This window comes from Natronococcus sp., assembly GCF_047921035.1.
Classification (GTDB): domain Archaea; phylum Halobacteriota; class Halobacteria; order Halobacteriales; family Natrialbaceae; genus Natronococcus.
In genome coordinates this window covers 1-26,214 of record NZ_JBLRWX010000027.1, presented here as the reverse complement: position 1 = coordinate 26,214, position 26,214 = coordinate 1, and the positions used below count along the sequence as shown (strand labels likewise).

The window sequence follows — 26,214 nt, the reverse complement described above, 5'->3', positions numbered from 1 at the left end:
GCCTAACCGAACGACGATGTCGGATCGTCGCCGGCTCGAGCGGTTCCTCCGGACGAAGCTCCGGGAGGCGGGCGAGCAGTACGAGGAGCTGCGCGGATCGACCGACGGGCAACTCGAGGAGGCCCGCGAGGCCTACCAGTCGGCGCGAAACGCCCGCGGGCTGCCGACCGACGAGCGGGACCGCGCGAAGATCGTCTGCCGGCGCTACGCCGAGCGACGGGCCGCGTTGCTCGACGAGGAGTACCGACCGGCCTGCTACGAGGCGGGTCACCCCGACTGCGAGGGGTGTGTCGAAGACGTCCGCGAGGGTCGAATCGAAACCTGGCAGTAGGGGGCAGTCAGTTCTCGCTCGAGACGTCCCCCTCGGTCGCCCCGCCGCTCCCGTTTTCGGGAAGAAACGCCCAGACGAGAACCGCGGTAACGAGAACGGCACCGACGAGCGCGGTCTCGAGGACGCTCAGCTCGACGTTCACCCAGGACAGTACCGTCCGTAGCTCGACGAGCAGCGGTGCGAGCAGCGCCAACACGACCAGCAGGCCCGCCTTCGAGATCCGCACTACCGACTCACCCCCAGCCAGGCGACCGGTTCGAGTGCGCTCGCGACGTGGGACTCGAGGGCGAATGCCAGGAGGTGGACGGTCTCGAGGCTAACCGGGAGCGGGTTGATATCGGGACCGAACAGCCCGCCGCGGTCGATGATCGAGAGCAGCGGGAAGGTGTAAGCGAAGACCACGAGCACGACCGCGATCGCGGTCCACAGTTTGAGGTTGTCGAGCACGAGCGGGGCGTCCTCGGGGCCCGAGAGCGTGCCGGCGTACTCGTTGGCTGGAAGCTCGTCGCTGCGGCCGTTGAGGGCCGTCCCGAAGACGTTCGCGAAGAACAGGACGAGCGAGACCGTCAGCAGGATTCCACCCAGCGCGATCTGGGCCTGCAGTTCGCCCATGCTTCCGACGGCGGCCTCGAACTCGAACCCCTCGTACTGGGGTTCGGCCGTTCGGCGGGGGACGCCCAGGAGGCCGGCGCGGTGCATCGCGTTCGACATGAACGTCATCCCGACGAACCAGACCACGACCTGCCCCAGCGCGACGGAGCGACTCCAGAGTTCCTTCCCGGTTACCTGCGGGAGGAACCAGTAGGTGACCGCCATGAACGTCAGCGCGACGGCGGTGCCGACGGTGAGGTGGAAGTGACCGACGACCCAGAACGTGTTGTGGACGAGGTAGTTGATGTTCATTCCGGCGTTGATCATGCCCGAGAAGCCGGCTGCGGCGAACATCAGGCCGGCCAGGGCCATCCCGGTGAAGACGGGGTCGCGCCACGGCAACGCCTTCAGCCAGCCGAAGTACCCTTCACCGCCGCGCTGGCGGGCGCCATGTTCCATGCTGGCGACGACCGTGAAGGCGGTTAGCAGGCTCGGCAACAGCAGGAACATCGTGTTCGTCATCGCGATGAACTTGAAGCCCTCGGCGATACCGGGATCGAGGTACTGGTGGTGGATCCCCGTCGGCACCGAGAGGATCAGGAACAGGACGAAGACGACGCGGGCCAGCGGATCGCTGAACAGCTTCCCGCCCGAGACCTTCGGCAGCATGATGTACCACATCATGTACGCCGGCATCAGCCAGAAGTAGACGACCGGATGGCCGAAGAACCAGAACAGCGTTCTGGTCAGCAGCGGGTTGACGGTCTCGACGAGCCCGAGCGACCACGGCAGCAGGAACAGCAGGATCGCCGCGGCGACGCCCAGCGTCGCGAGGTACCACATCAGCGTGGTCGTCAGTACCATAAACGTCGGTAGCGGGATGCGCTCGTTGGGGTTCTCGGCCTTCCAGGCCCACCACGAGCGGAACCAGTCGGCACCCGCGAGCCAGGTTCCCACGACGAACAGGACGAGCCCGAGATAGAACAGCGGATGTGCCTGCAACGGAGCGTAGAACGTGAACAGCACCGACGCGCTGATATCGGTTGCGTCGGTGAAGCCGGCCAGGATCGCGACGCCGCTCAGCGTGATTCCGACCGCCATCAGGCCGTACCAACCCCACGTAAACCGAAGGTCCTCGACGCCCCGATCGAGGCTGGTCGTTATCGCCCACGTGAATATGCCGACGAGGAAGAAGATCGTAAACGAGATCACGAGGAAGACGCCGTGAGCGGTGAGGACGGTGTAGTAGTCCGCGGAATCGATAAACCGGTAGTAGCCCGTCCGGTGGAGCGTCTGGATGATCCCGAACACGCCCCCCAGCGCGAGCGCGAGGAACGAGCTGTAAAACGCCGTCCGGATCACCTTCGCCTCGGCCGGGAAGTCGTCGATGTACGCGTTACTCATCGTCATCCTCCTCCTCGAGTTCGTCGACCACGGTCAGCGTCCCGCTGTCCTCGTAATCGTCGACGGTGACCGTCCAGTCGTGGTCGCCCTCGCCGAGATCTGTGGTGTCGACGGTGAACGTCGCCGTCTCGGTCTCGCCGCCGTCGATTGTGACGTTCTCCGCGAGCGCCTCGTCGCCGATCTCGAGCGTGACTGTCGTCTCGATGGCCTCGAGCATACCGTTCTCGACCTCGACCTCGATCGTCGCCTCCTCGCCGGTCTCGACCTCGTCGTCGGCCTCGACGGAGAGTTCGGTCATGTCGAACTCCTCGGCGGGGACGACGTGGAGCTCCCCTTCCATGGTGTGGTGGCCGGAGCCGCAGTACTCGTTACAGACGACCCCGTACTCGCCGGCCTCGTCGAACTCGACGGTCATCGTCGCCACCTCGCCGGGGATCACCATCGTGTTGACGTTCGTTCCGGCGACGCTGAAGCTGTGGATCACGTCCCGGCTCGTCGCGTAGAACGTGACCTCGCTTCCGGCCGGCACCTCGATCGGATCCGGAGTGAACATGAACGTCTGGGCGACGACGTAGGCCTCGTACTCGTTCTCGCCGACCTGTTCGACGCGCGGATCGGCGAACCGTTCGTCCTCGTCGAGTTCGTACGGCTCGACGGTCTCCTCGCTGTCGTCGACCATCGCGATGCCGAGGCCGACCGAGCCGTACGTGATCGTCACGATGAAGCCGACGATCAGGACGAGCGCCCCGATCAGCCACACCTTCTCGTAGGTGTGGATGTTCATGCGAGCCCCACCACCGTCAGAAACGTTCCGACGACCGTCGGCTCGTTTCCGAGGAACTCGACGAAGTACATGAACACCCACAGCAACGCGATAATGAGAAAGTAGAGGGTGATCAGCGCGAGCGTCCCGACGGGATCGTACTCGTCGTGACCGATCTCTCGACGTTGTTCGTCATCCGTCATCGCACACATGCGTTCGGATAAGAACACCCCTTGCATAATCGGCCGAGCCGTTTCTCACCCCGTAAGAACGGGGGTCATTATTAAGGCCGATCGGTCCCCGAGTTCGGGTATGGATCTCGAGGCGCTCTCTCCGCGAGCCGCGCTCGTCGTCGGCCTACTCGCGCTTCTGCCGGTCACCTGGTACGGCCTCGGCAGTTCGCTCTCGGCCGGCGTCGTCTCCGCGATCAACGTGGTGATCATCGTCGCCTGTCTCTACGTTGCGTTCACGCCGGTCCCGGGCGGCCACGGCCACGACTCGAGCGAGGCGTCGTAGTCCGACCGGTTGCCGTTTGAGCACCGCGTTCGGACCCGTGCTCCCGTTACTCGAGCGGTGCTACGCCCTCGTGGTACTCCCTTCCGCGCCTATGACCTCCTCACACGCTCGCTCCGACCGCGTCGGAGCCGATCCCGTTCGCGACCCCGTCGCCAGTTCTACCGGGAGCGACGCGTGTACGCTCTGTGCGTTGCCGACGCCGGCCGATCCGGTCACCGATCCCGGCGTCGAGGGGGCCTTCTGCTGTCGGGGCTGTCTCGACGTCCACCGAACGCTCGAGACGGTCGACGACGCCGACGCCGCAGCCGTCCGCGACCGTCTCGAGACGGAGTCGCCGTCGCTGGACGACATCGAGGGCGAGGACGCCTTCCTCGCGGTCGACGGAATGCACTGTGGCACCTGCGAGGCCTTCCTCGAGGCGCGGGCGACCGACACCGAGGGCGTTCGCGGCGCGGAGGCGAGCTACGCGACGGACACGCTTCGGCTCGTCTACGATCCCGACGCGCTCGAGGCGGAGCGCCTGCCCGAGGTCGTCTCCGGGTACGGCTACGAGGCCCGGAAGCGAGGCGAGGGCCGCGACGAGGAGCCCCGCGACGCCGCGCTTGTGAAGTTCCTGATCGGCGGCGGGATGTTCGGGATGATGGTGATGATCTGGTACGCGGTGTTTCTGTACCCCACCTACTTCGGCTACGAAGCGCTCGCCGATTTCGGGAGCTACGACGGCTACTACGTCGCCGTCAACATCTGGCTCATGACGACGTTCGTCCTCTTTTACACCGGCCTGCCGATCCTCCGCGGGGCCTACGTCAGTCTCAGGGCCGGAATGCCGAACATGGATCTGCTCGTCTCGCTCGCCGCCCTCGGCGCCTACGCCTACAGCACCCTCGCGATGGGGCTGGGTCGAACCGACCTCTACTTCGACGTCTCGGTCGCGGTCGTCCTCGTCGTCACCGCCGGCAGCTACTACGAGGGACGGATCAAGCGCCGCGCGGCCGGCCTGCTCTCGGATCTCGCCGAGGCGCAGGTCGACGAGGCCCGCCGCGCCGACTCCGGCGACACCGTGCCGATCTCCGCCGTCGATCCGGGCGATCGCTTGCTCGTTCGTCCGAGCGAGCGCGTTCCGCTCGACGGGACCGTTCGCGAGGGTCGGGCCGCCGTCGACGAGTCGCTGGTGACGGGGGAGTCGCTCCCCGTCGAGAAGGCCGTCGGCGACCCCGTCCGCGGGGGAACCGTCGTCACCGACGCCCCGCTCGTCCTCGCGGTCGGCGACGAGGCCGAGAGCACCCACGACCGGCTCGTTTCGATGCTCTGGTCGATCCAGAGTTCGAGACCAGGGGCGCAGCGCCTTGCGGACAAACTCGCGACGATCTTCGTCCCGCTGGTCGTCGCGCTCGCGGCCGTCGCGACCGTCCTCTTACTCGCGACCGGTTCCGCCCTCTCGACGGCGTTTCTCGTCGGCCTGACGGTCGTCATCGTCTCCTGTCCCTGCGCGCTGGGGCTCGCGACGCCGCTGGCGATCGCCTCCGGCGTCCAGGGCGCGGCCCGACGCGGGATCGTGGTCGCAGCGGAGACCATTTTCGAGGAAGCGCCCGAGATCGACGTGGTCGTCCTCGACAAGACGGGGACCCTGACGGAGGGATCGATGTCGGTCGAGGCCGTCTCCACCGTCGACGGGGTCGACGCCGACGACCTCCTTCGGCGAGCCGCGGCCGTCGAGTCGCTCTCGGAACACCCGATCGGCGCTGCCGTCGTCGACGCGGCCGAAGCCGACGACGGATCCGGGTTCGCGACCGCCGACGCCGAGAGCTTCGAACGCCACTCTCGAGGCGTGAGCGCTCGTGTCGACGGCGACCGCGTCGTCGCCGGGCATCCCGACTGCTGTCGGGACCTCGGGCAGTCGATCCCGCCCGAACTCGAGTCCCGGATCGACTCGATCCGCGAGGACGGCGCCGTCCCGGTCGTCGTCGCCTGGACCGGTCGCGCTCGCGGCGTGATCGCCGTCGGCGACGCACCGCGAGAAGAGTGGCGGGAGGCCGTCGCGACCCTCGCCGACGGCCGGGAGGTCGTCGTCCTCACGGGCGACGAGGGCGCCGCGGTGGACCGGTTCCGGGACGTCAACGGCGTCGACGAGGTCTTCGCGGGCGTCCCGCCCGAGGCGAAAGCCGAGACCGTCCGACGGCTCCGGTCGCGGGGTCGGGTCGCGATGGTCGGCGACGGCAGCAACGACGCGCCGGCACTGGCCGCCGCCGACGTCGGTATCGCGCTGGGCAGCGGCACCGAACTGGCGACCGACGCCGCCGACGCCGTCGTCGTCGAGGACGACCTCGAGCGGGTCGCGGAGACGTTCGACATCGCGGCCGCCACCAACCGACGCATCCGGCAGAATCTCGGCTGGGCGTTCGTCTACAACGGCGTCGCGATCCCGCTGGCGATCGCCGGGTTGTTGAATCCGCTGTTTGCCGCCGTCGCGATGGCGACGAGCAGCCTGCTCGTCGTGTTGAACTCCGCTCGCTCCCTCTGACTACTCGTCGTCCTCGTCGGCTCCGTCGCGGGTCACGACCCGCTCGACGACCGACCGCTCGCCGTCGTCGTAGACGTACGTCGTTCCGTCCTCCTCGTCGGTCGTCCGCCGGTGACTGCCGTCACAGAACGGAAACGACGCCGAGAGCCCGCACTGACAGACCGCGACGTCACCCTTCTCGTCGTCGATATCCGACGGCTCGAGCTTTCGCGGTCCGTTCGCCTCGAGTTCGACCAGTCGTGTCATCGGTGGCGATGCGGACTCGAGCGACGAAAGCGTTCCCCCGAAGCGGTCGCGAGCGATGACACTCGGCGATCCGAGAGGATCACGTCTCCCTGCAGTCTCCTGCGGTGGCTATTCCCGGACAGGATTCGACATCCTTGATGCATGTGCGCAACCTTCACAACCGAAGACGAGGGCAAAGACGTCGTCAACGCCAACGGCGACCAGATCGGAATCGTCAGCGAGGTCGACGCGGGGACCGCCTACGTGAATCCCGATCCGGGCGTGACGGATACGCTTAAGTCACAGCTGGGCTGGGGTGACGCAGACGAGGATACGTACCCCATCGACGATACCAACGTGAAGGCGATCACCGACCGAGAGATCCGCCTGAAGCGCCTCTAGTTCGCCGGCGAGACACCACCCGAACCGCTCGCGCAGCGAGCCGTTCCAGTCGCCCGCCGTTCTCCCGGATGGCGAGGGCCCCGCTGCTTGCGCGTGCCACCGCCGCTCACTTCCACTGGACGGCCCACTGTACGGGTATGCCACTGCGGGTACCGACGGAAGACGCCTTCGCGGAACTGGGGGAGGACCTGTTTCTCGATCTCACCGACGAGGAACTCGAGTTCTTCGTCGAGATGGCCGAGGGGAAGATGGACTCCTACGAGACGGTCATGTCCTACGATCCGAAGCCGCGGCTGGGCGGCGACGAGAACCGAACGCGCAACGCCGGTCGGCGCGTGACCAGCGAGGAGGATCCGTACAACGCCTGGGTGACCCAGTGTTTCGTCGAGGGCGACGACGGCGGCGACCTCGAGGGCTGGGAGGTCGGCGTCAAGGACAACGTCTCGGTCGCGGGCGTCGAGATGACCTGTGGCTCCTCCGTCGTCGAGGGGTACGTCCCAAACCGGGACGCGACGGTCACCACGCGGCTGCTGGAGGCCGGTGCCGACATCGTCGGGAAGACGAACATGGACGACATGGCGATGACCTCGACGGGCCACAGCGCCTTTGGCCCCGTTCTGAACCCCCACGACGACGACTACCTCGCTGGCGGCTCGAGCGGGGGGAGCGCGGTCGCCGTCGCGAGAGACCAGGTCGACGTCGCGATCGGCTCCGACCAGGGCGGCAGCGTTCGCGTTCCCGCCGCGTTCTGTGGAATCGTCGGCCACAAACCTACCTACGGGCTGGTTCCCTACACCGGCTGTATCGGGATCGAGCACGCGATCGACCACCCGGGGCCGATGGGTCCCGACGTCGAGAGCGTCGCGCGCACCCTCACGGCGATCGCGGGGAGCAACGAACGGGACCTCCGGAACCACAGCTCCGTCCCCGTCGAAGAGTACGCGGAGCAACTGGACGGCGACGTCTCCGACCTCTCGATCGGCGTGCTCGAGGAGGGGTTCGACCGCGAGGGAGCCAACGAGAAGATCCTCGACGCCACGCGGGAGGCGATCGATCGACTCGAGGCCGAGGGCGCGACCGTCGAGGAGGTCTCGATCCCGATGCACCTCGACGCGAAGGACATCCACGACGTCTGCACCTCCGAGGGGCTGCTCGACGCCATCTCCGGGGAGGGACTGGGCCACGGCTGGAAGGCGTGGTACAACCGATCGTGGATAGAATCGTTCGGCAAGTACCGCCGAGCCCAGAGCGATGACTTCCCGCCCCGGCTCAAGCTGCTGTTGCTCATGGGGTCGTACACCAACACCGAGTACCACTCGCGGTACTACGCCCGCGCGATGAACCTCGTCGTCGACCTCACCGAACGGTACGACGCGGTCCTCGAGGAGTACGACCTGCTGGCGATGCCGACTGCAGTGACGAAACCACCGAAACACGAGCTCGACCGGGATCAGTACGATCGCCTTCGCGAGAACAACCTCGTCCACAACGCGACGCCGTTCAACCGAACCGGCCACCCCGGCGTCAGCGTCCCCGCCGGCGAGGTCGACGGCCTTCCGGTCGGCCTGATGCTCGTCTCCTCCCGGTTCGACGATTCGACGGCGCTGAACGCGGCCTACGCCCTCGAGCAGGCCTGACCGTTGTCTCGCAAGTTGCAACAGTTATCCGACTGTACGTTCAAGCCTTCGTCACGATGAAACCCACGATGGAGGAACTCGACCTGGAGCATGAACTGGTGCAGCTACTCGCCCGCGAGGCGGTCCGCGCCGCGATGGAGACGCCGCTACAGGAGCCGATCCTCGAGGCCGTCGAGGGATCGATCGACGAGCCGGCCGCGGCGACTGGCGGAGCGGTCGAGGACGACGAGACCGAGTTCGCGGTCGACGAGGGCGGCGAGGACGAGTTCGCGGCCGATGAGGGCAGCGAGGCCGAAGCGGGGGTCGACGCCGAAACCGAGACCGAGGGCAAGAGCGCGTTCGCGAAGGCCACGCAGGGACTGCTCACGTTCCTCGTGATGTTCGCGGTCCTCTACGTCGTTTTCAGACGGCTGGCCGGCGACGACTGACCGCTGCTGCTCGAGACGTCTCGCGAGCTTCGACCCAACCGGTCCGACGGATGGTACTCGCCGGACGGTTCCATATCCGCTTCTTTCCGCCGTTACGTCACTACGAAAAGAGGCGTCTCGGTACCCCTGAAAACGACGGTTCGTTACACGACGAACGTCAGAACGAAGGCGCCGACGAGTACGAGTCCGATCCAGAGGCTGAAGACAATCGCCGCGTGCTTTCCAGTCAGTGCCTCGCCGTCGAGGAGTTCGTTCGTCTCCATCGGTCGAAGCTGAGGGTACCGCCGGTAGTGAACTGCTACCCGATTCCCGGACGACGAGAATCGTCGATATCACTACACGCATCGGTTGATCCACGGCGAGCGACTCCGTTGCCGTCCGTGGTCAACGGACGACCGTCACCGGAACCTGCGCGCGTCGGACGACCTGCTCCGCGACGCTTCCCAGCAGGACCCGCGAGACGCCCGATCGGCCGTGGCTGCCGAGCACGATCCCGTCGACCTCGTTCTCGTCGGCGAACTCGACGATCCCTCGAGGCGGCGAGCCGACGACCGTTTCGGTCTCGATCGATCCGCCGTGCTCGGCGGCGAGTTCCCGGGCGGTCTCGAACAGCGTCTCGGCTTTCTCCTCCTCGAGTTCGACGGCACGCGGGAAGTTGTAGGGGGCATCGCTTCGGTACGCCGAGACCGACGGGTTGACGACGTGCAACGCCGTGATGTCGGCCTCCGGGAACGTCTCGAGGGCGTGCTCGAGGGCCGCCCGCGCCGGTTCGGAGTCGTCGAGTGGAACGAGGATTCTCATAGGAGACCGTTCGACCGCCCGGCACATATACGGGGTCGGCAGTTCCCGGTCGCTGGGAGGAGACTCGAGTGTCCTGGGCTGTCGGAGCGTTCGGCACCGGTGAGACCCTGGGCCAGTGTTGCATGGCGGATTCGCTTCCGGTCTTCCCCACGAGCCGAAAGCGTCATCTCGCGTCCCAAAGGGGTCTGAACGTCCTCGCTATCCTGCATCAAGCGAACGCGGCTTTGCGGGAGGACGCATCGACACGGCTCGAACTGTAGACGATCTCGCAGCACGGTCGGTCGACTATCAAAATACAGGGAGATTAGAGCGGATCGTCAGTAACGACACTCTTGCTTCGATTTTCGGACTCACCCAACGAGTCGGGAGTAATATCGAACTCGAAGGCTTCGTTCGGAATCGAAAGCGTTGCACAGACGTTCGGGACGTCGACGATTCCACTGATCCGTCCCTCGACCGGGACGGTACTTAGCAGCATATACGCTTGCTCACGGCTGTAGCCGAACTTCGCGAGGTAATCGATCGCCTCGAGTGCGGCTCTTCGGTAGGCGACGTGGGCGTCCATGTACCGCTGCTCTCCGTCTTCGGTGACGGAGTAGCCCTCGAACGTAACCCAATCCGAGAAGTCCGGACCGCGGTGACCCGGCTGGAAGATCGGATGATCGACGCCGTGTTTCTCCATTCCGTCTTTGACGACGTCAACACGGAGATCGGCGTATCCTGCCATTTCGATACCACCGCAAAACGAGATCTCGCCGTCGCCCTGTGATGCGTGCATGTCGCCCATCGAAAGCTTGGCACCCTCGACGTAGACCGGGAAGTAGATCGTCGTTCCGAGCGAGAGGTCCTTGATATCACAGTTGCCACCGTTTTCACGGCCGGGAACGGTGCGGGCTCCCTCCCGCGCAGCTTCTTCGGCTTCGTCGGAATCCATCTCACCCATCAGTGCAGCCGTTTCGGTCGGTGGATTCGCAACCGGTGGGTCTTCCTCGCCGGTCGGATGGTTTTGAATCGATTCCGGATCTTCCTCGTGTTTCTCTATCAGCTCCCGTTCACGCGTATTCCATTCCTCGAGGAGTTCGTGTGACGGGGCAGTTCCGATCAGTCCGGGGTGGATCTTTCCTTCGTACCGAACGTCCGGGACGTGTCGCGATGAGACGACGGTGCCGTCGACGTCCCAGATCGTTTTCGCGGCGTCCGGGAAGTGATCCGTCAGAAAACCGCCGCCGTTCTGCTGGGAAAAGATTCCGTTGAACCCCCACTCCATCTCCTGGAGCGGTCCGAGATCGAGCAGTTCGACTTTGAGCAAGTCTCCGGGTTCGGCGCCGTCTACCTCGACCGGTCCACTGAGATAGTGGACCTGTTCCAGTTCGACGTCCCGGATATCGTTCGGGTTCTCGTCGTTGTGGATCTGTCCGCCCGTCCAGTCGAGCATCTCCAGCCGGAAGGTGTCTCCCGGTTCTACGGAGACGGTTGCCGGAATGTCCGGGTGCCATCGATTGTGCGGTGTCTTGTCGGGCTGTTCGTCCGGGTCTCGTTCCGTATCAACGCTAAATCGTGTTTCTGGCATAGGAGCACATCTATTGGCACATGCCAACAACCCACATCACATGGCTAGCCGTTATAAAGGTTGACTACGGATCCGGTGTACGTTCACGGGTGTGATATGGGAAGGGCCACGCGTCGCACCAGCCACGTGTAGCTCTCGGCGATGCTCAGATATCCCCACCGTCTTCGCCCACGCCCTGCTCACCGCTTTCCGCTGATAGTTTCCGTCGTCCTCGAGTGGGCCGGAGGGACGAAACCCGTCAGTGTAGACGGTCAGCGACTCCTCTCGTGGTTATAGGAGGGAAGTCTAGGCCGGGATTGTCGATTGGTTTTGTGAGAGCGGTACCAAGTTCACCGACAGTCCGAGTAGCATGATCTGGCAGAATAGAGGAAATAGAGCTTACTAGTCCTCGGTATCATTTCAGGGATTCGTAACTTGTGCTCGGCCCCTGATGCGAAGCTACGAATTGAGGCAAGATTGCTGCGCCCAGCTTGAAGGAATATAGTCCTCCACAAAAGTTCTATGTTACTCTAAAACGAAGTGAGCATATGCCTGGTTCCACTGGCCCCGAAGAATTCGACGATGTCAACGAGGCGGTTGGTGCGGAGTGGGAAGACGAGACCACCCCCTACGAGCGCGTCCGCGAGGTCATTAGCCGCGCGTACACCCCGGTTTCCGCAGACGCTGTCGCCGACACTGCACGCACGTCGCCGAAGACGGCACGAAAACACCTCAACGCCCTCGATGATGAAGGATTCGTCACAAGCGATACCGGCGAGAACGGTGGTACGACCTACCGACGCTCACCGGAGTCACTCGTTGTCGAGCAGGCGGCAGACATCCGAGAGCACGTCTCGACGGAGGAGTTGATCGCTCGCGTCTCGGAAATGCGAGAGCGCATTAGCGACTTTCAGGCCGAATACGGTGTCGAATCACCAGAGGAGTTACTCGTCGAACGAACAAACCAAACCCTGTCCGAGGCGGCCGCGACCCACGACGATCTCGACCCCGAGACGATCCGGGAGTGGCAGACGACGCGTCGAAACCTCGCGTTTGCCAACGCTGCACTCTCGATCGCCAACGCTGAACGGTTCGTTGGCGACGAGTCGCGGCCGAATGGAAGCGCACTCGCCCCGTAACAAATGGGTGAGCACAGTACGACGGAGGAAGGACACTCGCTTCGAGGCCCGATTGATCGGGCAGCCCTTCTCGCCATTCGAGAGGTGTTCAACACCGACGAGCCGCTAGCGACCGCGGAGTTAGACGACTATCTGGATCCGAAGAGGCTCGAAGTTACGTACGATGATGGCCTTCGTGGAGCCGACACGGCGCGCATCGACGTCCAGTGGACGACACAAAACGACTACACGTTCCATTATACAGATTCACGCGGTGTGAATCTACGGTGGGGCAAACATCCACACAATAATGATTACGTCAACGTCCGTGGGCTCGAACATTACCATTCGCCGCCAAATGCATCCTCCGATCCGAGCGAGGTCGAGGCTTCCTGTATTACCCAATCACCGGAGAAACTGGTTACGCGGGCAGTCCTTAAGCTATGGCGAGTCGCCTACCACGCTGAATCGGTCTCTCGCTTAAACGCAGAGAGCAATCCACCCTGAGCGTGTCATAGAGTTACCTTGGTAATCTCTACCTAGAAAAACGGGGATCTTACCTCAGAGACCGCTCAGGGGAAGATTCTGAATGGGAGTGTTAACAAAATGATGAGAGCCTAGGCCGGGTGATTCCCCGGTTTCTGAGTCGTCGTGAGGCGATCGAGAAGGCCAGCCTCGAGCCATGCAGGACTCATCCGCGTCTGGTACGTGCAACCGTTAGTGACCAGGATTCATCGACAACATCTGGATTTCTCGAGAGACGATGGTACGAAACGAGGGATTTCGTCATCACGTATCAGACGGACCGTGAGCACGGGGGCTCTCCATTCCTCCAGTGGACACATCTTCCTGACGCAGATGAAATCAACGTATCACACGGCGGGTCAGACGACGTGCAAACGCTGACGCCGCCATCTCATCATCCGGGCAAGAATCGGTTTCATCCGCTCCGAGTTCTGTCCCACGTGCTTGCTACCATCGAAGAATGTACGAAATAGGGGGTTCACGTCGTCCCGGTCGAGCAACCCGATACCGTCGGTGACAGTACCTTTGGTGTCAGCAGTTTCCATCACCAAGGCCTCTAGCTCTTGTATAGGTTTGCTATCAGTGATCTTTGAAACACTACTTATTGTAATTTAGTCATATCGTCTCAAATCACGAAAGGGTTTTATAAATTGTTTGCGTAATATGAGACCACATGGTGGAAAAGAGTCACTTCCGACTATTATCACATCTTGTAGTAGAGGGTGGGTCGGAAGTGGGTATCAGTACGCTCGCTGATCAACTCGGTTGGAGCGCCGGCCACACCTCACGTATCGTCTCCGAATTAGAAGCCTACGGCTACGTCCAAACCGAGCAAAGCGGTCGGCAAAAGTTGGTTTCTCCGACGGATATCGAACCAATCCAGCAACTCGAGGGACTTCTCACGGAGTATAGCCACATGAATCTGCCCGATCTCATTGCTGGCGCTGGGTTACTCGTGCTCTATTATCTCGATCGAAGACGGACCGCAACCGAGTTGGCCGAACTGAGTGGTGTTAGTCAGGCGACAATATACCGTCGGTTAGATGACTTTCAGCGCGTTGGTGTCGTTGGGAAATCGAAGTCCCAGTATCGTCTCAATGATCCGTTCGCAGAGTTGGCCTCGATCGCTCGAGGACTGCTCCACCAGAAGCATCGTCGCGAAGCAGAGCGACACGCGAGTGGGCTCAACTTTCTCTGGGAAAGACACGACGAAATCCTCTTCGCCTGCGACAGTGACGTTACTGCTGACGGATTTTACCTGACCGGGCCTGCCCTGTTCGAAGCGTTCGATGTCCCGCTTCTCACGAGGGATCGGCGACACTACTTCCGGACAGACCGACTCTCCGAGATCACTCCCGCAGAATTAGTCTGCCACACACTGCTAATCGATGACGGTTCCCGGTACCGAACGTACTGTCTCTTGTTGATACAACGACAGGATATCGAGAGAACGGCACTACGGGAACGTGCTGAACACTATCTCCCCGAAGCAGGGATCGATCTGCGCGCCATCGTCGATGAACTCATAGAATACTTAGAGACAGACGGAACGACAACAACCGAGCAACTGCCCAAATGGGAAGACTTCAAACAGACGGCCAGAGACTATGAGATCACTGTATGAGTTCTCGTGAACGATTCGGTCGAAATTATATCGAGGACGAGGCAGCCCTTCGCAGGCTAATGGGGGTACTCGACGACCTCGGCTACGAGGAAGTTACCGATCTCGGTGACGAGTACGATCGATTAGGAGCGCGTCACTGCGTTCGAAACGATGCCGGCTGTCAGTTCGACGTCTTCTATCGACAGATTGCCGATAAGCTGTATTTTAGCGACGGAATGCAAGCGCGGAGTGAAGCATTTCTTTTGGACGAGTCCTTCTCAGTCGGTCTCGTTTCGTTCGAGGACATCTTTCTCTTCAAGGCCGTCGCAGAGCGTCCAGACGATATCGGTGACATGGCGACACTCGTCCAGACAGATCTCGACTTCGATGTGATCGAAGACGAGATCGAACGCCAGGTCGACCTCTTGGGAGGAGAGCAATTTGTCACAGTGATCTCCGAATCGCTGGAACGGCTCGATCAGAACGAAGGTATCCAAACACCCCTCGACGATGTCGTCCGGGAGTACTACCAACGGTACATGAACGGGTACGAACTCCGGTTACAGTTGGACGAGGACACCGCAAAACCCGTCAGCGAACTCGCGTCGACGTTAGACGTATCAGAAGAAGAAATAGAACGTCGATACAAGTATCTCGAGCAGTACGGGTTCGTCGAACGGACCAGAGAAGGGATACGAGATACCGGGAAGCGCGACGCATTTCAGCGGTCCTGATAGCTCGTCCTACTTTTCCAGAGAGTCGCCGAATTCGTTCTGGAACCCTTCGAGAAGCCGTCCGAAGCCGGATTGGAGGAAAAACTCGGCGTCCTCTTTCGCCTCGAGGAGGTGCTTTCGGCGTTTGTCCGAGTACTCCGTTGCCATCTCGTCCAATTCGACGGCGAACGCCTCGATCGTCTCCTCGTCCTCGAGGGAGTCGTAGGTTCTGAACACATCTTTCAGCCCGCGCTTGGCTGATTGCCTGACACGACCGTCCTCGTCCGTCAGTGCCTCCAGCAGGAATCCACCGATTTCGTCCGTTTGTTGGCGAATAGTGTCCACATCTGCCTCGACCGATCGGTCGCTCTCAGCGACGGCGAACACCAGTGCGATCCCCGGCGTCAGTCGTTCTGCAACCCGGGCGGTCGCCTGTCGGACGTATCCGTCATCGCTCTGAGCGTAGATGGAGGTCAACTCGTCAAAGCAGGTTTCGAACAACTGAACCCGTTCATCGAGATCTAACTCCTCAATTTCGTCGATCGTCTCGGTAACCTGCTCGGAATCACCTGATCGAATGTTGGCCGCAAATTCGTCCCACCGTTGTTCCATATCGATCTATTGGGCCACCTAGTCCATAATACTCGGCGTATTGGAGGCACCATGAAGTGAAGACAGGAGGGGCGTACTTTCGAGGATGTCGACAGCCTCGACGGCCGCAACGATGATCGGTCTGGACGCATCCCGTACGGTTTTGCGTTCCGACCACTTCTCATCTACTATGCCGTTTAGTGTGAGTTGGCACACGCTCCTCGAGGAACTCGATGATCTCCCGGATGGAGCGACACTCGTCACGCCCCTGTCGCACAATCGGTTCCGGATTAGTGACGTACAGGAGCAACGTGTCATCATCAGCTTCGAGGACAAAGACGAACAGCGACCACTCCAGCGCGATCAGTTCGAGACGCTGTACCGGCGCATCACCGATGCACCGAACGGGTTCCAGCTCGACCGGCTCCCGCCTGATGCCGATCCCTACCCGGCGGTGTGGAGCCTCCATCCTCGATTCGAGATCGACGAGGATGCTGGCGTGATCGTCGAGACCGATGGGCCGACAGCGACACAGCTGCTCGAGGCCGAGACCGAGCCGGAGACCGAAGACCGGACGGAGCCCGATCTCGATGTGTACGCCGACGCGCTCCTGCTGGTTGATGCGCTCGAGCGCCACGACGTAACCACGCTGGAGGAGATGGAAACGGAGGCACTGGTCAATCTGTACACCCTACTCTCGGACGTCCAGCGCAACGCCAACGGGTTCCGCCAGGATGTCGCCGACGTACTCCTTAATCGCCTCCACCACGATCGGCCGGTCAACGGTCCGTTCGGCTCCGTCCAGCGGACGACTCGGCGCAACCGTACGCTCAAGGACGACGAGGAAGTTCTGGCGGCACTCGAGGACGCTGGAATCGATCCCGAGCGTGTCATGGGTGTGGACCGCAACAAGGTTGATGACGCGCTCGAGGTGACAGAGCTGGCCGAAAGCGACGTCTACGAAATCAACGAAAGCGAGTACGTTCGAAAGGCCGAGGTAGACGAGGAGGTCAAAGAGACGCGGTTACAGGGTCTCAAAGACCAACTCGCAGCGACAGAAGGCGAAGAAGCCCAGGAGCTACGCCAAGAAATCGAGGACCTGGAGGACCGCATCGACGAACTCACGAGTTTCCGGACGGGAGCGGAGGTACACGAGTGACGGCGACCATAGCAGCGTTAGACTCGAGGTATTTGCACTCTAATCGCTTTATTAGATAACCCGATTACGAACTGGCCGTTGGACGGAATAATTCGGAGGAACTTCGATTTCTTCCGAGCGCGGTCGCTCCGATTGTGCCTCCGTGAGTGCACTGTTGATAGACTCTACGTAGGCAACCAATCCTTCCCAGTCGTTATCCCTAAGGCCAAGATCCGCCTGCGAGTAGGTTTGGTACGTCCTGTGGGGCATTCTATCTACTCGAGCACCGAGCAGTGCTTCTCTGAAGAGGCGATTGCACAGAATTCGTGGATAGGTCAGAGTCGGCCGATGTGACCTGTACAGAAAATCACACAGTTCCCTTTTGGAATCGTAAGGCCGCGATGACCCCCGTTCGCAATCCTGTTGAACTCCATTCTGGAAGGGAAGGGTTCTCAACCCGAAAATGATGCATCTAGCCGTTACAAAATCTGCACCTTGCGGTGAGAGACACTGGTCACAGTGTAGGAAATGTAACGGCTTCGCCGGGTTTGACTGTATGAGCTTCTTGTCCTGGCCTTCCGAAACGAACACACCCGCCGCTACGGGTGCATAGACAGGATTTAACCAAAACGCAGTAAGCCTAGGCCGGGATTTGAACCCGGGCTCTCGTCCTTACCAAGGACGCGCTTTACCGCTAAGCTACCCAGGCGCGTAATTCGTGGTTCGCCCGTGGCGAATTTATCCCTTTCGAAACCCGTCCCGCGGGAGCTACCGCTCGAGCGAACCGACGGCTCGAGCGCTCGTTCAGGGAGAGGACTATAGTAACAACTGAAACTGTTTGCACATCGATCGCACGACTGTCATGCGATCGGGTGCGCACTGACTTTCAGTGGCTACTATAGAACCCGAGTTCACGGACGGTTACCGTCCGCTCGAGGCTATCGCTCGAGACCATATCACGACGACGCGAGAATCGGCGAGAGCCTAGGCCGGAATTTGAATCCGGGGTCTCGTCCTTACCAAGGACGCGCTTTACCGCTAAGCTACCCAGGCGCACTCGTTCGTTGCGTCGAGTCCATTTTAGGGGTTTCGATTCGCCACCGGGCGTGGGTGGCCGTGGCGCGGTCAGCTGTCGGTCACGGAGGTCGCCCGGTCGGTCGTCGACTCCTCGAGGGAGCGCTCGGAGACGCGGCTTTCGGTACCGACCGTCGACCGCTCGGCGGGGGGAAACGACGTCCCCGCGGCTGCGGCGATTTCGTCCGCGCGCTCGAGTAGGGACGGCGACGGGCTCTCGTCGACGGCTGCGGCCCCGGCCAGGACGGCCAGTTCGAGGACGTCCCGCTCGAGGGTCGCGTCGCGGGTCGTCGCCGCCTCGGTGCCGTCGCGCTCGTCGAGTCGGTGGGTTTGCTCGCGGCCGAACGCCCGGACGGTGCGGACCGCCTTGTCCGCGGCGTCGGTTCGAGCGAGCAGGTAGAAGCCGCGAGCGACGAGGATGTCGGCCGCGAGGATCTCCATGTCGCCGTCGACGTCGGTGTCGCCGTCGGCGTCGGCCCACGGTTCGTCGTGAGCCAGCGATCGCGTGAGCCGGAGCCCCTCGTAGATGAGCTGTACGCCGGCGGCGTGGGTGGCGATCCCGTCGTCCGAATCGTCGCCGTCCCGGACGGTCGTTTCGCTCGGTGCGACGGCCCCGGCGCTTTCGAACGTGAGCGCGCCGGGAAGCATCGACGCGCTCTCGAGCGTGGACTCGATGAGCTCGTAGAGCGCCGGTGGTTCGACGTCCGTGACGGCCTCGATGGCCACACGCCGACAGCTGTCCGCCTGTTCCATCATAGGGCCGTTACGAGGGAGCAGGCAAAGACCTTTGGAAACGCCGAGTAGACTCGTCGCATGATCGACGTCGACAGCGAGGGATCGATCCGGACCGTCACGATCGACAGGCCGGAGCGACGAAACGCGCTGACCGAAGCCGGACTCGAGGCCCTCGAGCGGGCGGTCGCCGACGCCGACGAACCCGTCGTCGCCCTCCGTGGCGCCGGCCCCGCGTTCTGTGCCGGCGCCGACCTCTCGGTCGTCGCCGAACTCGACGGGGACGACGCCGAGGCGTTCGCCCGGCTGGGCCAGCGCGTCGCCCGTACCATCGAGGACAGCGACGCGATCGTCGTCGCCGAGATCGACGGCCCCGCACGCGGCGGGGGGCTCGAGCTCGCGCTCGCCTGCGACGTGCGGGTCGGGACGCCCGACTCGACCTACGGCGAGCCCGGCGTCACCTTCGGCCTGTTCGGCGCCTGGGGCGGGACCGTCCGGCTTCCGCGGGTCCTCGGGGAGGGCGACGCCCTCGAGTTCGCCTGCACGGGTCGGGTCGTCGGCGCCGAGGAGGCGCTGCGGCTGGGACTGATCTCCCGACTCGAGGAGCGGCCACGGACGGTAACCGAGGAGATCGCCGCGAACGAGACCGACGCGCTCGCCGTCCTGAAGCGGCGAATCCGCGACGATGCCGACCGGAACACTCAGGAGCGACGGGAGGCCGAAGCGTTCGGCGAACTCGCAAACGCCTACGCCGGATCGCTCGACGGGCTGCTCGACTGAGACGGACCGCGGCTCGTCCGAGTTCCGCCGGCCGAATCGCTTTTTCCGTCCGGCGTGGAGGCTACCGGTAGATGCCCGGACCCGCCTTTCTGACCGGCGAGCGCGTCGCGTTGCGAACGATCGAGGAGGAGGATCTCGAGTTCCTCCAGACGCAGGTCAACGACCCCGCGATCTGGCGGCCGATCGGCAACTCGATGCCGCTCAACACCGAACAGGAGCGGGAGTTCTTCGAGGAGGCCGTCTGCGCCGACGACGCGATCCACCTCCTGATCACCGTCGACTCAACCCCGGTCGGAACGATCGGGCTCGACACGATCGACTGGCGAGCCGGCAGCGGCGAGGTCGGCTACTGGATCGCTCCCGACTACCACAGGCGGGGGCACGGAACCGAAGCCACGGAGCTGGTGCTCGAGCATGGGTTCGACCAGCTCGGCCTCCACCGCCTGTCGGCTCGCGCCTTCGCGTTCAACGACGGCTCGAAGCGCCTCCTCGAGTCCGTCGGCTTCACCGAGGAGGGGGTTCACCGCGACGCCGCGTTCGTCGACGGCGAGTACCGGGACGTCCACTGGTACGGACTCCTGGAAGAGGAGTGGCGCTCGGCCTGACTACTCGAGAGGGTCCGGCGACGGCGGCACCCGGCGCTTGTGCATACTCCGTTCGTACATCCGCCGGACTTTCTCGACGGTTTCGACCTCGACGCCGAGCTCTCGAGCGGCCACGTCGGCCGATAGCGGGCCGTCGATGTGGGTGACCAGGATCGAGTCGAGGGTCTCGTAGTCCATTCCCATCTCGTCCTCGTCGGTCTGGTCCTCCCAGAGCTCGGCCGTGGCTGGTTTGGCCGCGAGGTCCTCCGGGACGCCGACGTGGCGCGCGAGCTGGCGGACCTGTGCCTTGTAGAGGTTTCCGATCGGGTGGCAGTCGACGGCGCCGTCGCCGTACTTGGTGAAGTAGCCGACGGCGCCCTCGCTTCGGTTCCCCGTCCCGAGCACGAGCCGGCTCTCGTGGTTCGCGACGAGATAGTTGAGCACGCCGCGGACGCGCGCTCGAGCGTTGCCGACGGCCATCCGGTCGCCCTCGGCTTCGGGATAGGCGCCCAGAAGCGAGTCGACGATCGGTTCGATTTCGATCACGTCGTAGCTCATCCCCAGCTCCCGGGCGACGCGTTCGGCGTCGCTCATGTTGTCGTCGCCGCTGACCCGCGCCGGGAGGACGAGTCCGTGAACGTTCTCGGCGCCGAGCGCGTCGACCGCGAGGTGCGCGACGAGGGTGCTGTCGATGCCGCCCGAGAGCCCGAGCACTGCCCCCTCGGCACCCGCCGCGTCGATCTGTTCGCGAACGAAGTTCGTGATGTGGTCGCGTCGTCGATCTAGCTCCGCGTCCGAAAAGTGAAGCTCGAGCATCGACAGACGGTACGGTGGGACTACCCTAATACTCTATCCCAAACGGGACGACGTGGACGGTCGGTCAGTTTTCGGTCGCGGGCTCGAGGGAGAACGCCACGTCGGAAATCGATCTCACCCGTACGGAATATCGCCCTCGCGAAGACGGAGCGTTTAAATTCGTAGACCGGAAATCTCCGATGCGGAGCGCGGTTGGTCCAGCGGTAGGACAGCTGCCTCCCACGCAGCTAGCCCGGGTTCAAATCCCGGACCGCGCATCCTTCGCCGTTCCGTGAAAATCCAGGATGGTAGCCGATCGACACGGAGTTACAATTCCATCGTGACTTCGCGCTCACTCCGGGGGCAGTAAGGCTCTCGAGGAGTTCGAGGAACAGCCGGAGACTCGCCTCGAGTCAGTTCCCGGCGAGTTCCCGACTCACCGTCGCGAACAGTACCGCATCGCACGTGTAACATGTGAACACGTCGGGCTCGATCGTCCGACTCGCTTCGCCCTCGTGGACCGTCACCGTATCCGGCTCGACCTCGAGTTCCAGCTCTTCGCCGCAGTGTGGACAGATCGCCATACGACGGGTACGGCAGCGAGTCCTGTATGCGGACTGCACGCAGGTGCGCTCTCGAGTGTCCGACGACGGCGTCGGCTCTGAAAGAGTCCGGCGGATCGTCCCCTTATACGGATTGCTGTAACGATTTACCGGCGCAACCGCGACCCGTGCGGCGGTTGCGCCGGTAATGACTTACAGTAAACCGTATTAGAGGTAGCCGAGCAGCGTTCCGACCAGCACCAGCACCCACATTGCGACGCCGGCGAGCAGCAGGTCGTTGAACCGGCTCTCTCGAGTCGCGCGTTTGGCCGCGCCGGCGGCGATCAGCCCGAGCGCGACGACGACGAGGCTCCGCTGGAAGACGACGTCGAGCGGGATGACGTCGACGCCGAGTAGCCCGTAGTCGAGCCAGATCGCGAGTGACAGCGAGCCGGCGGCGGCGACCGCGGCGTCGAGGCGGCTGGTGAGCCCGCGGGCGATCAGGTACGTCGCGGCGGGGATCCCGACCGCGATCACCGGGTACAGCAGCGCCGCGATCATGTGGGGCGTGAGGAAGCTTGCCCGTCGCTCGAGCAGGAGACCGCCCATCCGGACCCCGAGGAACAGCGCGAGGATGGCGAAGACGAGCACGAGGTGACCCGCCTCGAGGCGGTCGTAGGCGGCCGCGAGCCGCCGTCGATCGACGTCGGTGAGGCCGCGCTCGAGGCCCTCCTCGGCGGGCGGCGTTCGTTCCTTGCCGATGCTCTCGGCGGTCGGTCGCCGATAGCGACGGCCCGCCGCGAGACCGACGCCGGCGGGGAGGACGACCATCGACGTCAGGTCGACGACGGTCGCCCAGCCGTCGGCGTCGGAGGGGCCGGCGTTGTCGATGTGGATCCGACGGACGTCCGTGTCGGTGTCGACGCCGGGCAGGTTCATGAAGTCCTGCTCGACTTTCGTCTGTGCCGCCTCGACGCCGTCGACGCGGTGGCGGAGGGTGAACCAGTCGAAGTGCTCGGTGTGGGCCTGCATGGCGATCCACTCGTCGTCGGGGTTCGGACTCTCGTAGAGCCGAATGTGGTAGCGCTGGCCGTAGTAGTCCCCCTCCTCGAGCTGGAGCGACTCGGTGGCCCAGTAGCCGTTCTCGCCCTCGCCCGGATCTACCCAGGCGTAGCGGGTCGTCCCGGTGGCCTCACCCCAGGCGATCCCCGTCGCGTGGCGGTGTTCCTCCTCGAGGACGGTCGCGTTCTCGACCTCCTCGGGTGCCTCCTCTTCGACGTCCTCCTTGACGTCTTCGACCTCCTCCCAGTCGCCGTCGCCCCGCTCGCTCATCGCTCGGAGCACGTCCTCGCTTTCCCCGCGGACGATGACGTTGATCGGGCTCCGTTCACGGAACTCCTCCTGGGGGCTCAGGAACCGCCAGAACTCGCTCTCGGAGTCCTCGAGGGAGACGAGCTCCGGCGTCTCCTGGGTCTCTTCGGTTACCTGCTCGTCGACGGAGTCGGTAAACAGCAGCGACGGCCCGCCGATAAACAGCACCGCGACGACGACGAGGGCGACTGCGACCACGTGCGAACGGCGCATTTCCGGCCAGTTGTGAGAGCTGACCTATCAATCTACCCGTTGCTGTCTCTGGCTCCTACGTCGGCGCAATGACACCTCTAATGGACTGTTCGACCGGACGGGTCTCCGACCGTCCCGCAATCGCTACGAGTCGGGTTTCCAGCTCATCGTCAGCGTCACCGTCTCGCGGTTCCCGCGGAGTCTGGAGGAACGCTCGACGACGTCGACCGAGACCGAGACGTCCTCGGAGTGCCCAAGCGAGACGGTCTTGTTGCCGACCGGGACATCGACGCCGTTCTCGCCGTTCTCGAACCGTCGGGAAAGCTCCGAGAGGTACGTCGCGAGTTCGCTTCGGCTCATCATCTCGTCGTTGGTCGTCCGTTCGGCCATACGTGTAGCCTAGCGACCGCTCCAGAAGAAAATATGGGCTGCGATCCCATCCCACTCGATCACGCCGCCACCCGAGGAGAGACGCGTGACCTTTTTGCCCGCGAGCGGCTATGCGCGGACGATGAACGTCGCCGTCGGAATCGTCGCCCAACGGGACAACGAGCGGGCACAGGCTCTCGCCGCGACGCTGATCGATACCCTCGAGGACGCCGCGACCGTCGTCGACGAGGCGACCGCTGTCGCGATCGACACGGACGGCGTCCCGGTCGCATCGATGGCGGAGTGCGATCTCGTCGTGAGCATCGGCGGCGACGGAACGCTGCTGTTCGTCGCCCGCGAGGCCGGCGGGACGCCGATCCTCGGGGTCAACCTCGGCGAGGTGGGGTTTCTCAACGCCGTCTCGCCCGACGACGCCGTCGCCGCCGTCGCCGACGCCGTCGAGACGCTTCGCCGAACGGGTGCGATCGACGGCCGCGAACTCGATCGGCTTCGGGCCGCCGGCGAGGGCTGGTCCCTCGAGCCGGCGCTCAACGAGGTCGTCGTCCACGGTTCCCGGCGCGGCCACGGCGGCGGCGCGACGATCGAGATCCGCGTCGACGGCGAACGCTACGCGGAGAGTCACGCCGACGGCGTCCTCGTCGCGACGCCGACGGGATCGACGGCGTACAACCTCGGCGAGGGCGGCCCGCTCGTCCGCCCCGGAACCGACACGCTGATCATAAACCAGATGGCTGCGACCGACGCGATGCCGCCGCTGGTCGTCGACCGCGACGCGGAGATCACCCTCGCCGTCTCGGGAGCCGAGACCGCCTACGCGATCAGCGACGGCCGGAGCCGACGCGAACTCGAGCCGCCGGCGACCGTCGACGTCTCGGTCGCGGACGACCCAGTCACGCTCGCCGGACCCCGGACCGACTTCTTCGAGGCTCTCGAGAAGCTCGAGTGATCACTCGCCCTCGAGCAGGCGCTCGAGCTGTGCCGGCGGGACCGCGCCGCGGGCGGCGTATCCCTCGTGGACGAACGTCGGGACCCCGGTGACGCCCCGCTCTCGAGAATCGGTGAACAGCTCCTCGAGCTCCGCCCGGAGCCCGTCGTCGTCGATCGCGTCGCGGATCTCGTCAGCGGGAAGGCCGGTGTCCTCCGCGATTGAGACCAGCACGTCTGAATCGCCGATGTTCCTCTCCGCCTGCCAGAGCGCCTCGTAGATCGCCGCGTCGAACGCGGGCCACGCCTCGGGGTACTGCTGAGAGACGTACCACGAGGCCTGCTGTGCCGGCAGCGAGTCGACCTCGATCGCGAGCGTCCGGCTCATCTCGACGTCGTACTCCTCCTGGAGTCGGCGGACGTTCTCCCGGGCCTGCTCGAAGTAGTCGTCGTCCTTCCCGTCGTCGACCGAGTGATCGATCGACCCGTCGTCGCGGCGCTTGTCCCGTCGCAGGTCGAACGGGTGCCACTCGACCTCGAGTGGCTCCTCTCGCCGCTCGCGATACCGCTCGAGGGACTGTTTTCCGAGGTAACAGAACGGACAGACGTAGTCGGCGTAGATCGTGAGTCGATCGGTGCCGTTCGTCGCGGACATGGTCGCGATAGGCGCTCGCGACTGAAAAGGCGACGGCTCCGGCCGGGCGACCCGGAATCGGCCTCACTCGGCGTCGTCCGAACCGTCGGCCGTCTCGTTCGCGGTCGCGTCGATCGACTCCTCGTCGGCACGGTCCTCGAGGCTCGGCAGGTTCGGATCCCGGTAGGGGTTGCGGCCGTAAGCGGGCAGTTCGTCCTCGAGCTGGGCCTTCAGCACGCGTCGGAGGCGGTTCAGACTCGTCGTGTCGAGCCCGTAATCTGCGGCGAGGCGCTTGAACGTCTCCTCGTCGGTGATGTCGTGGGCGCGGTACTGGCCGAACAGCTCGTCCATCCGATCGGGGGAGAGCTCGGAGACGTCGACCTCGTCGAGGCCGAAGTACGCCCGTCGGTCGACGTCGACGACGTGACGGATGACGACCAGCGCGACCTTCGGGATCGCCCGCTGGCTGCCGAACTCGGTGAGGTCGATTTCGTCCATCACGCCGAGCGCGAGATCCCGCTGCCACGGCGTCAGATCGAGGGCGTTACACAGCGCCTGGGTCGTTCGCAGTCGGTCGAGTCGGTGCGCGCGCTTGCTGTACCCCGGCGTCGCGCCGTGCTGTTCGTCGTGGAGCCGTCGAACGCTCTCGGGGAGATCCGCCTCGGGCGAATCCGCACGTCCGATAACGGTCGCGCTCGGGGTGACGACGCCCCACTGGCGAACGGTCGAGTCGCGCTGGACGTCCGCCCGGGAGAGCGCCCCGGAGCCGGGACGCGTCTCGAGGCGACGGTCCTCCTCGAGGCCGTCGGGGGCGGACTCCCGCTGGAGGGCTGGCCCGGAGTCAACACCGTCGTACATCGTGTGTCGCTCAGACCGGGAGACGGAAAAAGACTTGCTCGTTTCACCGAACCCGAGAGCCTCCGCTCGCCGAGTCGGAAGTCTGTGAAAACCCCTTCGTAGCTCTACCTTGTGGCCAGAAGAACTTAAAGAGCGAGCGATACCTCGAGGTCCGATCGAATACGTGTAGCTACCGAAGTAAACTACCCCGCCCTACTCCCTCCCTCACGCGGTGCGCTCGGTCGGTCCTTGAGGACGGGGCTTTCCGTGGATTTCCGCACTTGCTGTCCCGTCCCCATGCTGGGCGTGGCGTCGATGCACGCCGACGATTCGCGGGCGGGAGTGTTCGTCCCGGCCTCGTTACTCCGCACCGCCTTCAAAGGCGTGTGCGGGACGGACGCCCCAGAAACGGGGTGGTCAGCTCATTCGACTTTAATTCTCGGTGGACTCGAACGGGCACGTTTGCGGTGCAGGGACCTGCCCTCGTCCCCGAGTTCGGGGCC

Annotated in this window: 29 protein-coding genes and 3 tRNA genes; 15 read left to right on the top strand and 17 right to left on the bottom strand. The window is 63.8% G+C overall.

What is annotated here, in order from left to right:
* The first annotated feature begins 16 nt into the window (after positions 1–16).
* Complete coding sequence (locus tag ACNA7R_RS07730) at positions 17–331, top strand: hypothetical protein (protein ID WP_416282991.1); 315 nt, start codon at positions 17–19, stop codon at positions 329–331.
* 7 nt (positions 332–338) lie between these two features.
* Here ACNA7R_RS07730 and ACNA7R_RS07725 read toward each other — a convergent pair whose 3' ends face one another.
* From ACNA7R_RS07725 to ACNA7R_RS07710, 4 genes are read right to left on the bottom strand one after another with little or no spacing between them, the layout of a single operon-like run.
* On the bottom strand, positions 339–557 hold the full coding sequence (locus tag ACNA7R_RS07725; RefSeq protein WP_416282990.1) for a CbaC protein: 219 nt from the start codon (positions 555–557) through the stop codon (positions 339–341).
* Positions 557–2,326 carry a b(o/a)3-type cytochrome-c oxidase subunit 1 gene (locus ACNA7R_RS07720; RefSeq protein WP_416282989.1) on the bottom strand — a complete coding sequence of 590 codons (1,770 nt, stop codon included), beginning with the start codon at positions 2,324–2,326 and terminating at the stop codon, positions 557–559. Before ACNA7R_RS07720 ends, ACNA7R_RS07725 begins: the two co-directional genes overlap by 1 nt.
* A complete protein-coding gene (locus ACNA7R_RS07715) occupies positions 2,319–3,110 on the bottom strand; it encodes a cytochrome c oxidase subunit II (RefSeq protein WP_416282988.1) in 792 nt (263 codons plus the stop codon). Before ACNA7R_RS07715 ends, ACNA7R_RS07720 begins: the two co-directional genes overlap by 8 nt.
* The gene (locus ACNA7R_RS07710; RefSeq protein WP_416282987.1) at positions 3,107–3,301 is read right to left on the bottom strand and encodes a hypothetical protein; all 195 of its coding nucleotides are present in this window, start codon (positions 3,299–3,301) and stop codon (positions 3,107–3,109) included. Before ACNA7R_RS07710 ends, ACNA7R_RS07715 begins: the two co-directional genes overlap by 4 nt.
* A 100-nt stretch (positions 3,302–3,401) precedes the next feature.
* Between ACNA7R_RS07710 and ACNA7R_RS07705 the strand changes: the two genes are divergently transcribed.
* Complete coding sequence (locus tag ACNA7R_RS07705; RefSeq protein ID WP_416282986.1) at positions 3,402–3,605, top strand: cytochrome-ba3 oxidase subunit; 204 nt, start codon at positions 3,402–3,404, stop codon at positions 3,603–3,605.
* A 91-nt stretch (positions 3,606–3,696) separates the two neighbouring features.
* On the top strand, positions 3,697–6,126 hold the full coding sequence (locus tag ACNA7R_RS07700) for a heavy metal translocating P-type ATPase (RefSeq protein ID WP_416282985.1): 2,430 nt from the start codon (positions 3,697–3,699) through the stop codon (positions 6,124–6,126).
* Here ACNA7R_RS07700 and ACNA7R_RS07695 read toward each other — a convergent pair whose 3' ends face one another.
* The gene (locus ACNA7R_RS07695; RefSeq protein ID WP_416282984.1) at positions 6,127–6,372 is read right to left on the bottom strand and encodes a CDGSH iron-sulfur domain-containing protein; all 246 of its coding nucleotides are present in this window, start codon (positions 6,370–6,372) and stop codon (positions 6,127–6,129) included.
* A gap of 141 nt (positions 6,373–6,513) precedes the next feature.
* Here ACNA7R_RS07695 and ACNA7R_RS07690 point away from each other — a divergent pair, with 141 nt between their 5' ends.
* The 3 genes from ACNA7R_RS07690 to ACNA7R_RS07680 all read left to right on the top strand — a co-directional run bounded on the left by ACNA7R_RS07690 (position 6,514) and on the right by ACNA7R_RS07680 (position 8,818).
* On the top strand, positions 6,514–6,753 hold the full coding sequence (locus ACNA7R_RS07690) for a PRC-barrel domain-containing protein (RefSeq protein WP_416282983.1): 240 nt from the start codon (positions 6,514–6,516) through the stop codon (positions 6,751–6,753).
* 137 nt (positions 6,754–6,890) lie between these two features.
* On the top strand, positions 6,891–8,390 hold the full coding sequence (locus ACNA7R_RS07685; protein ID WP_416282982.1) for an amidase: 1,500 nt from the start codon (positions 6,891–6,893) through the stop codon (positions 8,388–8,390).
* 56 nt (positions 8,391–8,446) lie between these two features.
* A complete protein-coding gene (locus tag ACNA7R_RS07680; protein WP_416282981.1) occupies positions 8,447–8,818 on the top strand; it encodes a hypothetical protein in 372 nt (123 codons plus the stop codon).
* 384 nt (positions 8,819–9,202) lie between these two features.
* Here ACNA7R_RS07680 and ACNA7R_RS07675 read toward each other — a convergent pair whose 3' ends face one another.
* A complete protein-coding gene (locus tag ACNA7R_RS07675; RefSeq protein ID WP_416282980.1) occupies positions 9,203–9,619 on the bottom strand; it encodes a universal stress protein in 417 nt (138 codons plus the stop codon).
* Between the two features lie 304 nt (positions 9,620–9,923).
* A complete protein-coding gene (gene fmdA / locus ACNA7R_RS07670; RefSeq protein WP_416282979.1) occupies positions 9,924–11,189 on the bottom strand; it encodes a formamidase in 1,266 nt (421 codons plus the stop codon).
* 527 nt (positions 11,190–11,716) lie between these two features.
* Between fmdA and ACNA7R_RS07665 the strand changes: the two genes are divergently transcribed.
* The 4 genes from ACNA7R_RS07665 to ACNA7R_RS07650 all read left to right on the top strand — a co-directional run bounded on the left by ACNA7R_RS07665 (position 11,717) and on the right by ACNA7R_RS07650 (position 15,148).
* Positions 11,717–12,307 carry an Rrf2 family transcriptional regulator gene (locus tag ACNA7R_RS07665; RefSeq protein ID WP_416283003.1) on the top strand — a complete coding sequence of 197 codons (591 nt, stop codon included), beginning with the start codon at positions 11,717–11,719 and terminating at the stop codon, positions 12,305–12,307.
* A gap of 3 nt (positions 12,308–12,310) precedes the next feature.
* Positions 12,311–12,793, top strand: a complete 483-nt coding sequence (locus tag ACNA7R_RS07660; protein WP_416282978.1) for a hypothetical protein — start codon at positions 12,311–12,313, stop codon at positions 12,791–12,793.
* Between the two features lie 691 nt (positions 12,794–13,484).
* Positions 13,485–14,435, top strand: coding sequence for a winged helix DNA-binding protein (locus tag ACNA7R_RS07655; RefSeq protein ID WP_416282977.1), 951 nt, complete (start codon positions 13,485–13,487; stop codon positions 14,433–14,435).
* Between the two features lie 59 nt (positions 14,436–14,494).
* Positions 14,495–15,148, top strand: a complete 654-nt coding sequence (locus tag ACNA7R_RS07650) for a hypothetical protein (RefSeq protein WP_416282976.1) — start codon at positions 14,495–14,497, stop codon at positions 15,146–15,148.
* Positions 15,149–15,157: 9 nt separating this feature from the next.
* Here the strand turns inward: ACNA7R_RS07650 and ACNA7R_RS07645 are convergent, their stop codons facing one another.
* Positions 15,158–15,739, bottom strand: coding sequence for a hypothetical protein (locus ACNA7R_RS07645; RefSeq protein WP_416282975.1), 582 nt, complete (start codon positions 15,737–15,739; stop codon positions 15,158–15,160).
* A gap of 169 nt (positions 15,740–15,908) precedes the next feature.
* Here ACNA7R_RS07645 and ACNA7R_RS07640 point away from each other — a divergent pair, with 169 nt between their 5' ends.
* Positions 15,909–16,877 (top strand): hypothetical protein, encoded by a 969-nt coding sequence (locus tag ACNA7R_RS07640; protein ID WP_416282974.1) that lies wholly within the window; start codon positions 15,909–15,911, stop codon positions 16,875–16,877.
* 616 nt (positions 16,878–17,493) lie between these two features.
* On the opposite strand, the gene ACNA7R_RS07635 is transcribed toward ACNA7R_RS07640, so the two are convergent.
* The 3 genes from ACNA7R_RS07635 to ACNA7R_RS07625 all read right to left on the bottom strand — a co-directional run bounded on the left by ACNA7R_RS07635 (position 17,494) and on the right by ACNA7R_RS07625 (position 18,683).
* A tRNA-Thr gene (locus ACNA7R_RS07635) sits at positions 17,494–17,565 on the bottom strand.
* Between the two features lie 272 nt (positions 17,566–17,837).
* Positions 17,838–17,909: transfer RNA gene (locus ACNA7R_RS07630), tRNA-Thr, on the bottom strand.
* A 72-nt stretch (positions 17,910–17,981) separates the two neighbouring features.
* Complete coding sequence (locus tag ACNA7R_RS07625; protein WP_416282973.1) at positions 17,982–18,683, bottom strand: hypothetical protein; 702 nt, start codon at positions 18,681–18,683, stop codon at positions 17,982–17,984.
* Positions 18,684–18,743: 60 nt separating this feature from the next.
* Here ACNA7R_RS07625 and ACNA7R_RS07620 point away from each other — a divergent pair, with 60 nt between their 5' ends.
* Positions 18,744–19,442: an enoyl-CoA hydratase/isomerase family protein gene (locus ACNA7R_RS07620; RefSeq protein WP_416282972.1), complete on the top strand. Its 699-nt coding sequence runs from the start codon at positions 18,744–18,746 to the stop codon at positions 19,440–19,442.
* Positions 19,443–19,513: 71 nt separating this feature from the next.
* Positions 19,514–20,047: a GNAT family N-acetyltransferase gene (locus ACNA7R_RS07615; RefSeq protein ID WP_416282971.1), complete on the top strand. Its 534-nt coding sequence runs from the start codon at positions 19,514–19,516 to the stop codon at positions 20,045–20,047.
* Here ACNA7R_RS07615 and ACNA7R_RS07610 read toward each other — a convergent pair whose 3' ends face one another.
* A complete protein-coding gene (locus ACNA7R_RS07610) occupies positions 20,048–20,842 on the bottom strand; it encodes an NAD+ synthase (RefSeq protein ID WP_416282970.1) in 795 nt (264 codons plus the stop codon).
* Between the two features lie 186 nt (positions 20,843–21,028).
* Here ACNA7R_RS07610 and ACNA7R_RS07605 point away from each other — a divergent pair.
* A tRNA-Gly gene (locus tag ACNA7R_RS07605) sits at positions 21,029–21,099 on the top strand.
* A 135-nt stretch (positions 21,100–21,234) separates the two neighbouring features.
* Here ACNA7R_RS07605 and ACNA7R_RS07600 read toward each other — a convergent pair.
* The 3 genes from ACNA7R_RS07600 to ACNA7R_RS07590 all read right to left on the bottom strand — a co-directional run bounded on the left by ACNA7R_RS07600 (position 21,235) and on the right by ACNA7R_RS07590 (position 23,316).
* A complete protein-coding gene (locus ACNA7R_RS07600; RefSeq protein ID WP_416282969.1) occupies positions 21,235–21,405 on the bottom strand; it encodes a hypothetical protein in 171 nt (56 codons plus the stop codon).
* A 186-nt stretch (positions 21,406–21,591) separates the two neighbouring features.
* Positions 21,592–22,947, bottom strand: a complete 1,356-nt coding sequence (locus ACNA7R_RS07595) for a hypothetical protein (RefSeq protein ID WP_416282968.1) — start codon at positions 22,945–22,947, stop codon at positions 21,592–21,594.
* Positions 22,948–23,070: 123 nt separating this feature from the next.
* Entirely contained in the window at positions 23,071–23,316 is a 246-nt protein-coding gene (locus tag ACNA7R_RS07590; protein ID WP_416282967.1) for an amphi-Trp domain-containing protein, read from the bottom strand.
* Between the two features lie 121 nt (positions 23,317–23,437).
* On the opposite strand from ACNA7R_RS07590, the gene ACNA7R_RS07585 reads away from it, so the two are divergent.
* On the top strand, positions 23,438–24,262 hold the full coding sequence (locus tag ACNA7R_RS07585) for an NAD(+)/NADH kinase (RefSeq protein ID WP_416282966.1): 825 nt from the start codon (positions 23,438–23,440) through the stop codon (positions 24,260–24,262).
* On the opposite strand, the gene ACNA7R_RS07580 is transcribed toward ACNA7R_RS07585, so the two are convergent.
* The gene (locus ACNA7R_RS07580; protein ID WP_416282965.1) at positions 24,263–24,895 is read right to left on the bottom strand and encodes a DsbA family oxidoreductase; all 633 of its coding nucleotides are present in this window, start codon (positions 24,893–24,895) and stop codon (positions 24,263–24,265) included.
* 63 nt (positions 24,896–24,958) lie between these two features.
* Positions 24,959–25,732: a DNA-directed RNA polymerase subunit epsilon gene (locus ACNA7R_RS07575; protein ID WP_416282964.1), complete on the bottom strand. Its 774-nt coding sequence runs from the start codon at positions 25,730–25,732 to the stop codon at positions 24,959–24,961.
* Positions 25,733–26,214 lie beyond the last annotated feature (482 nt).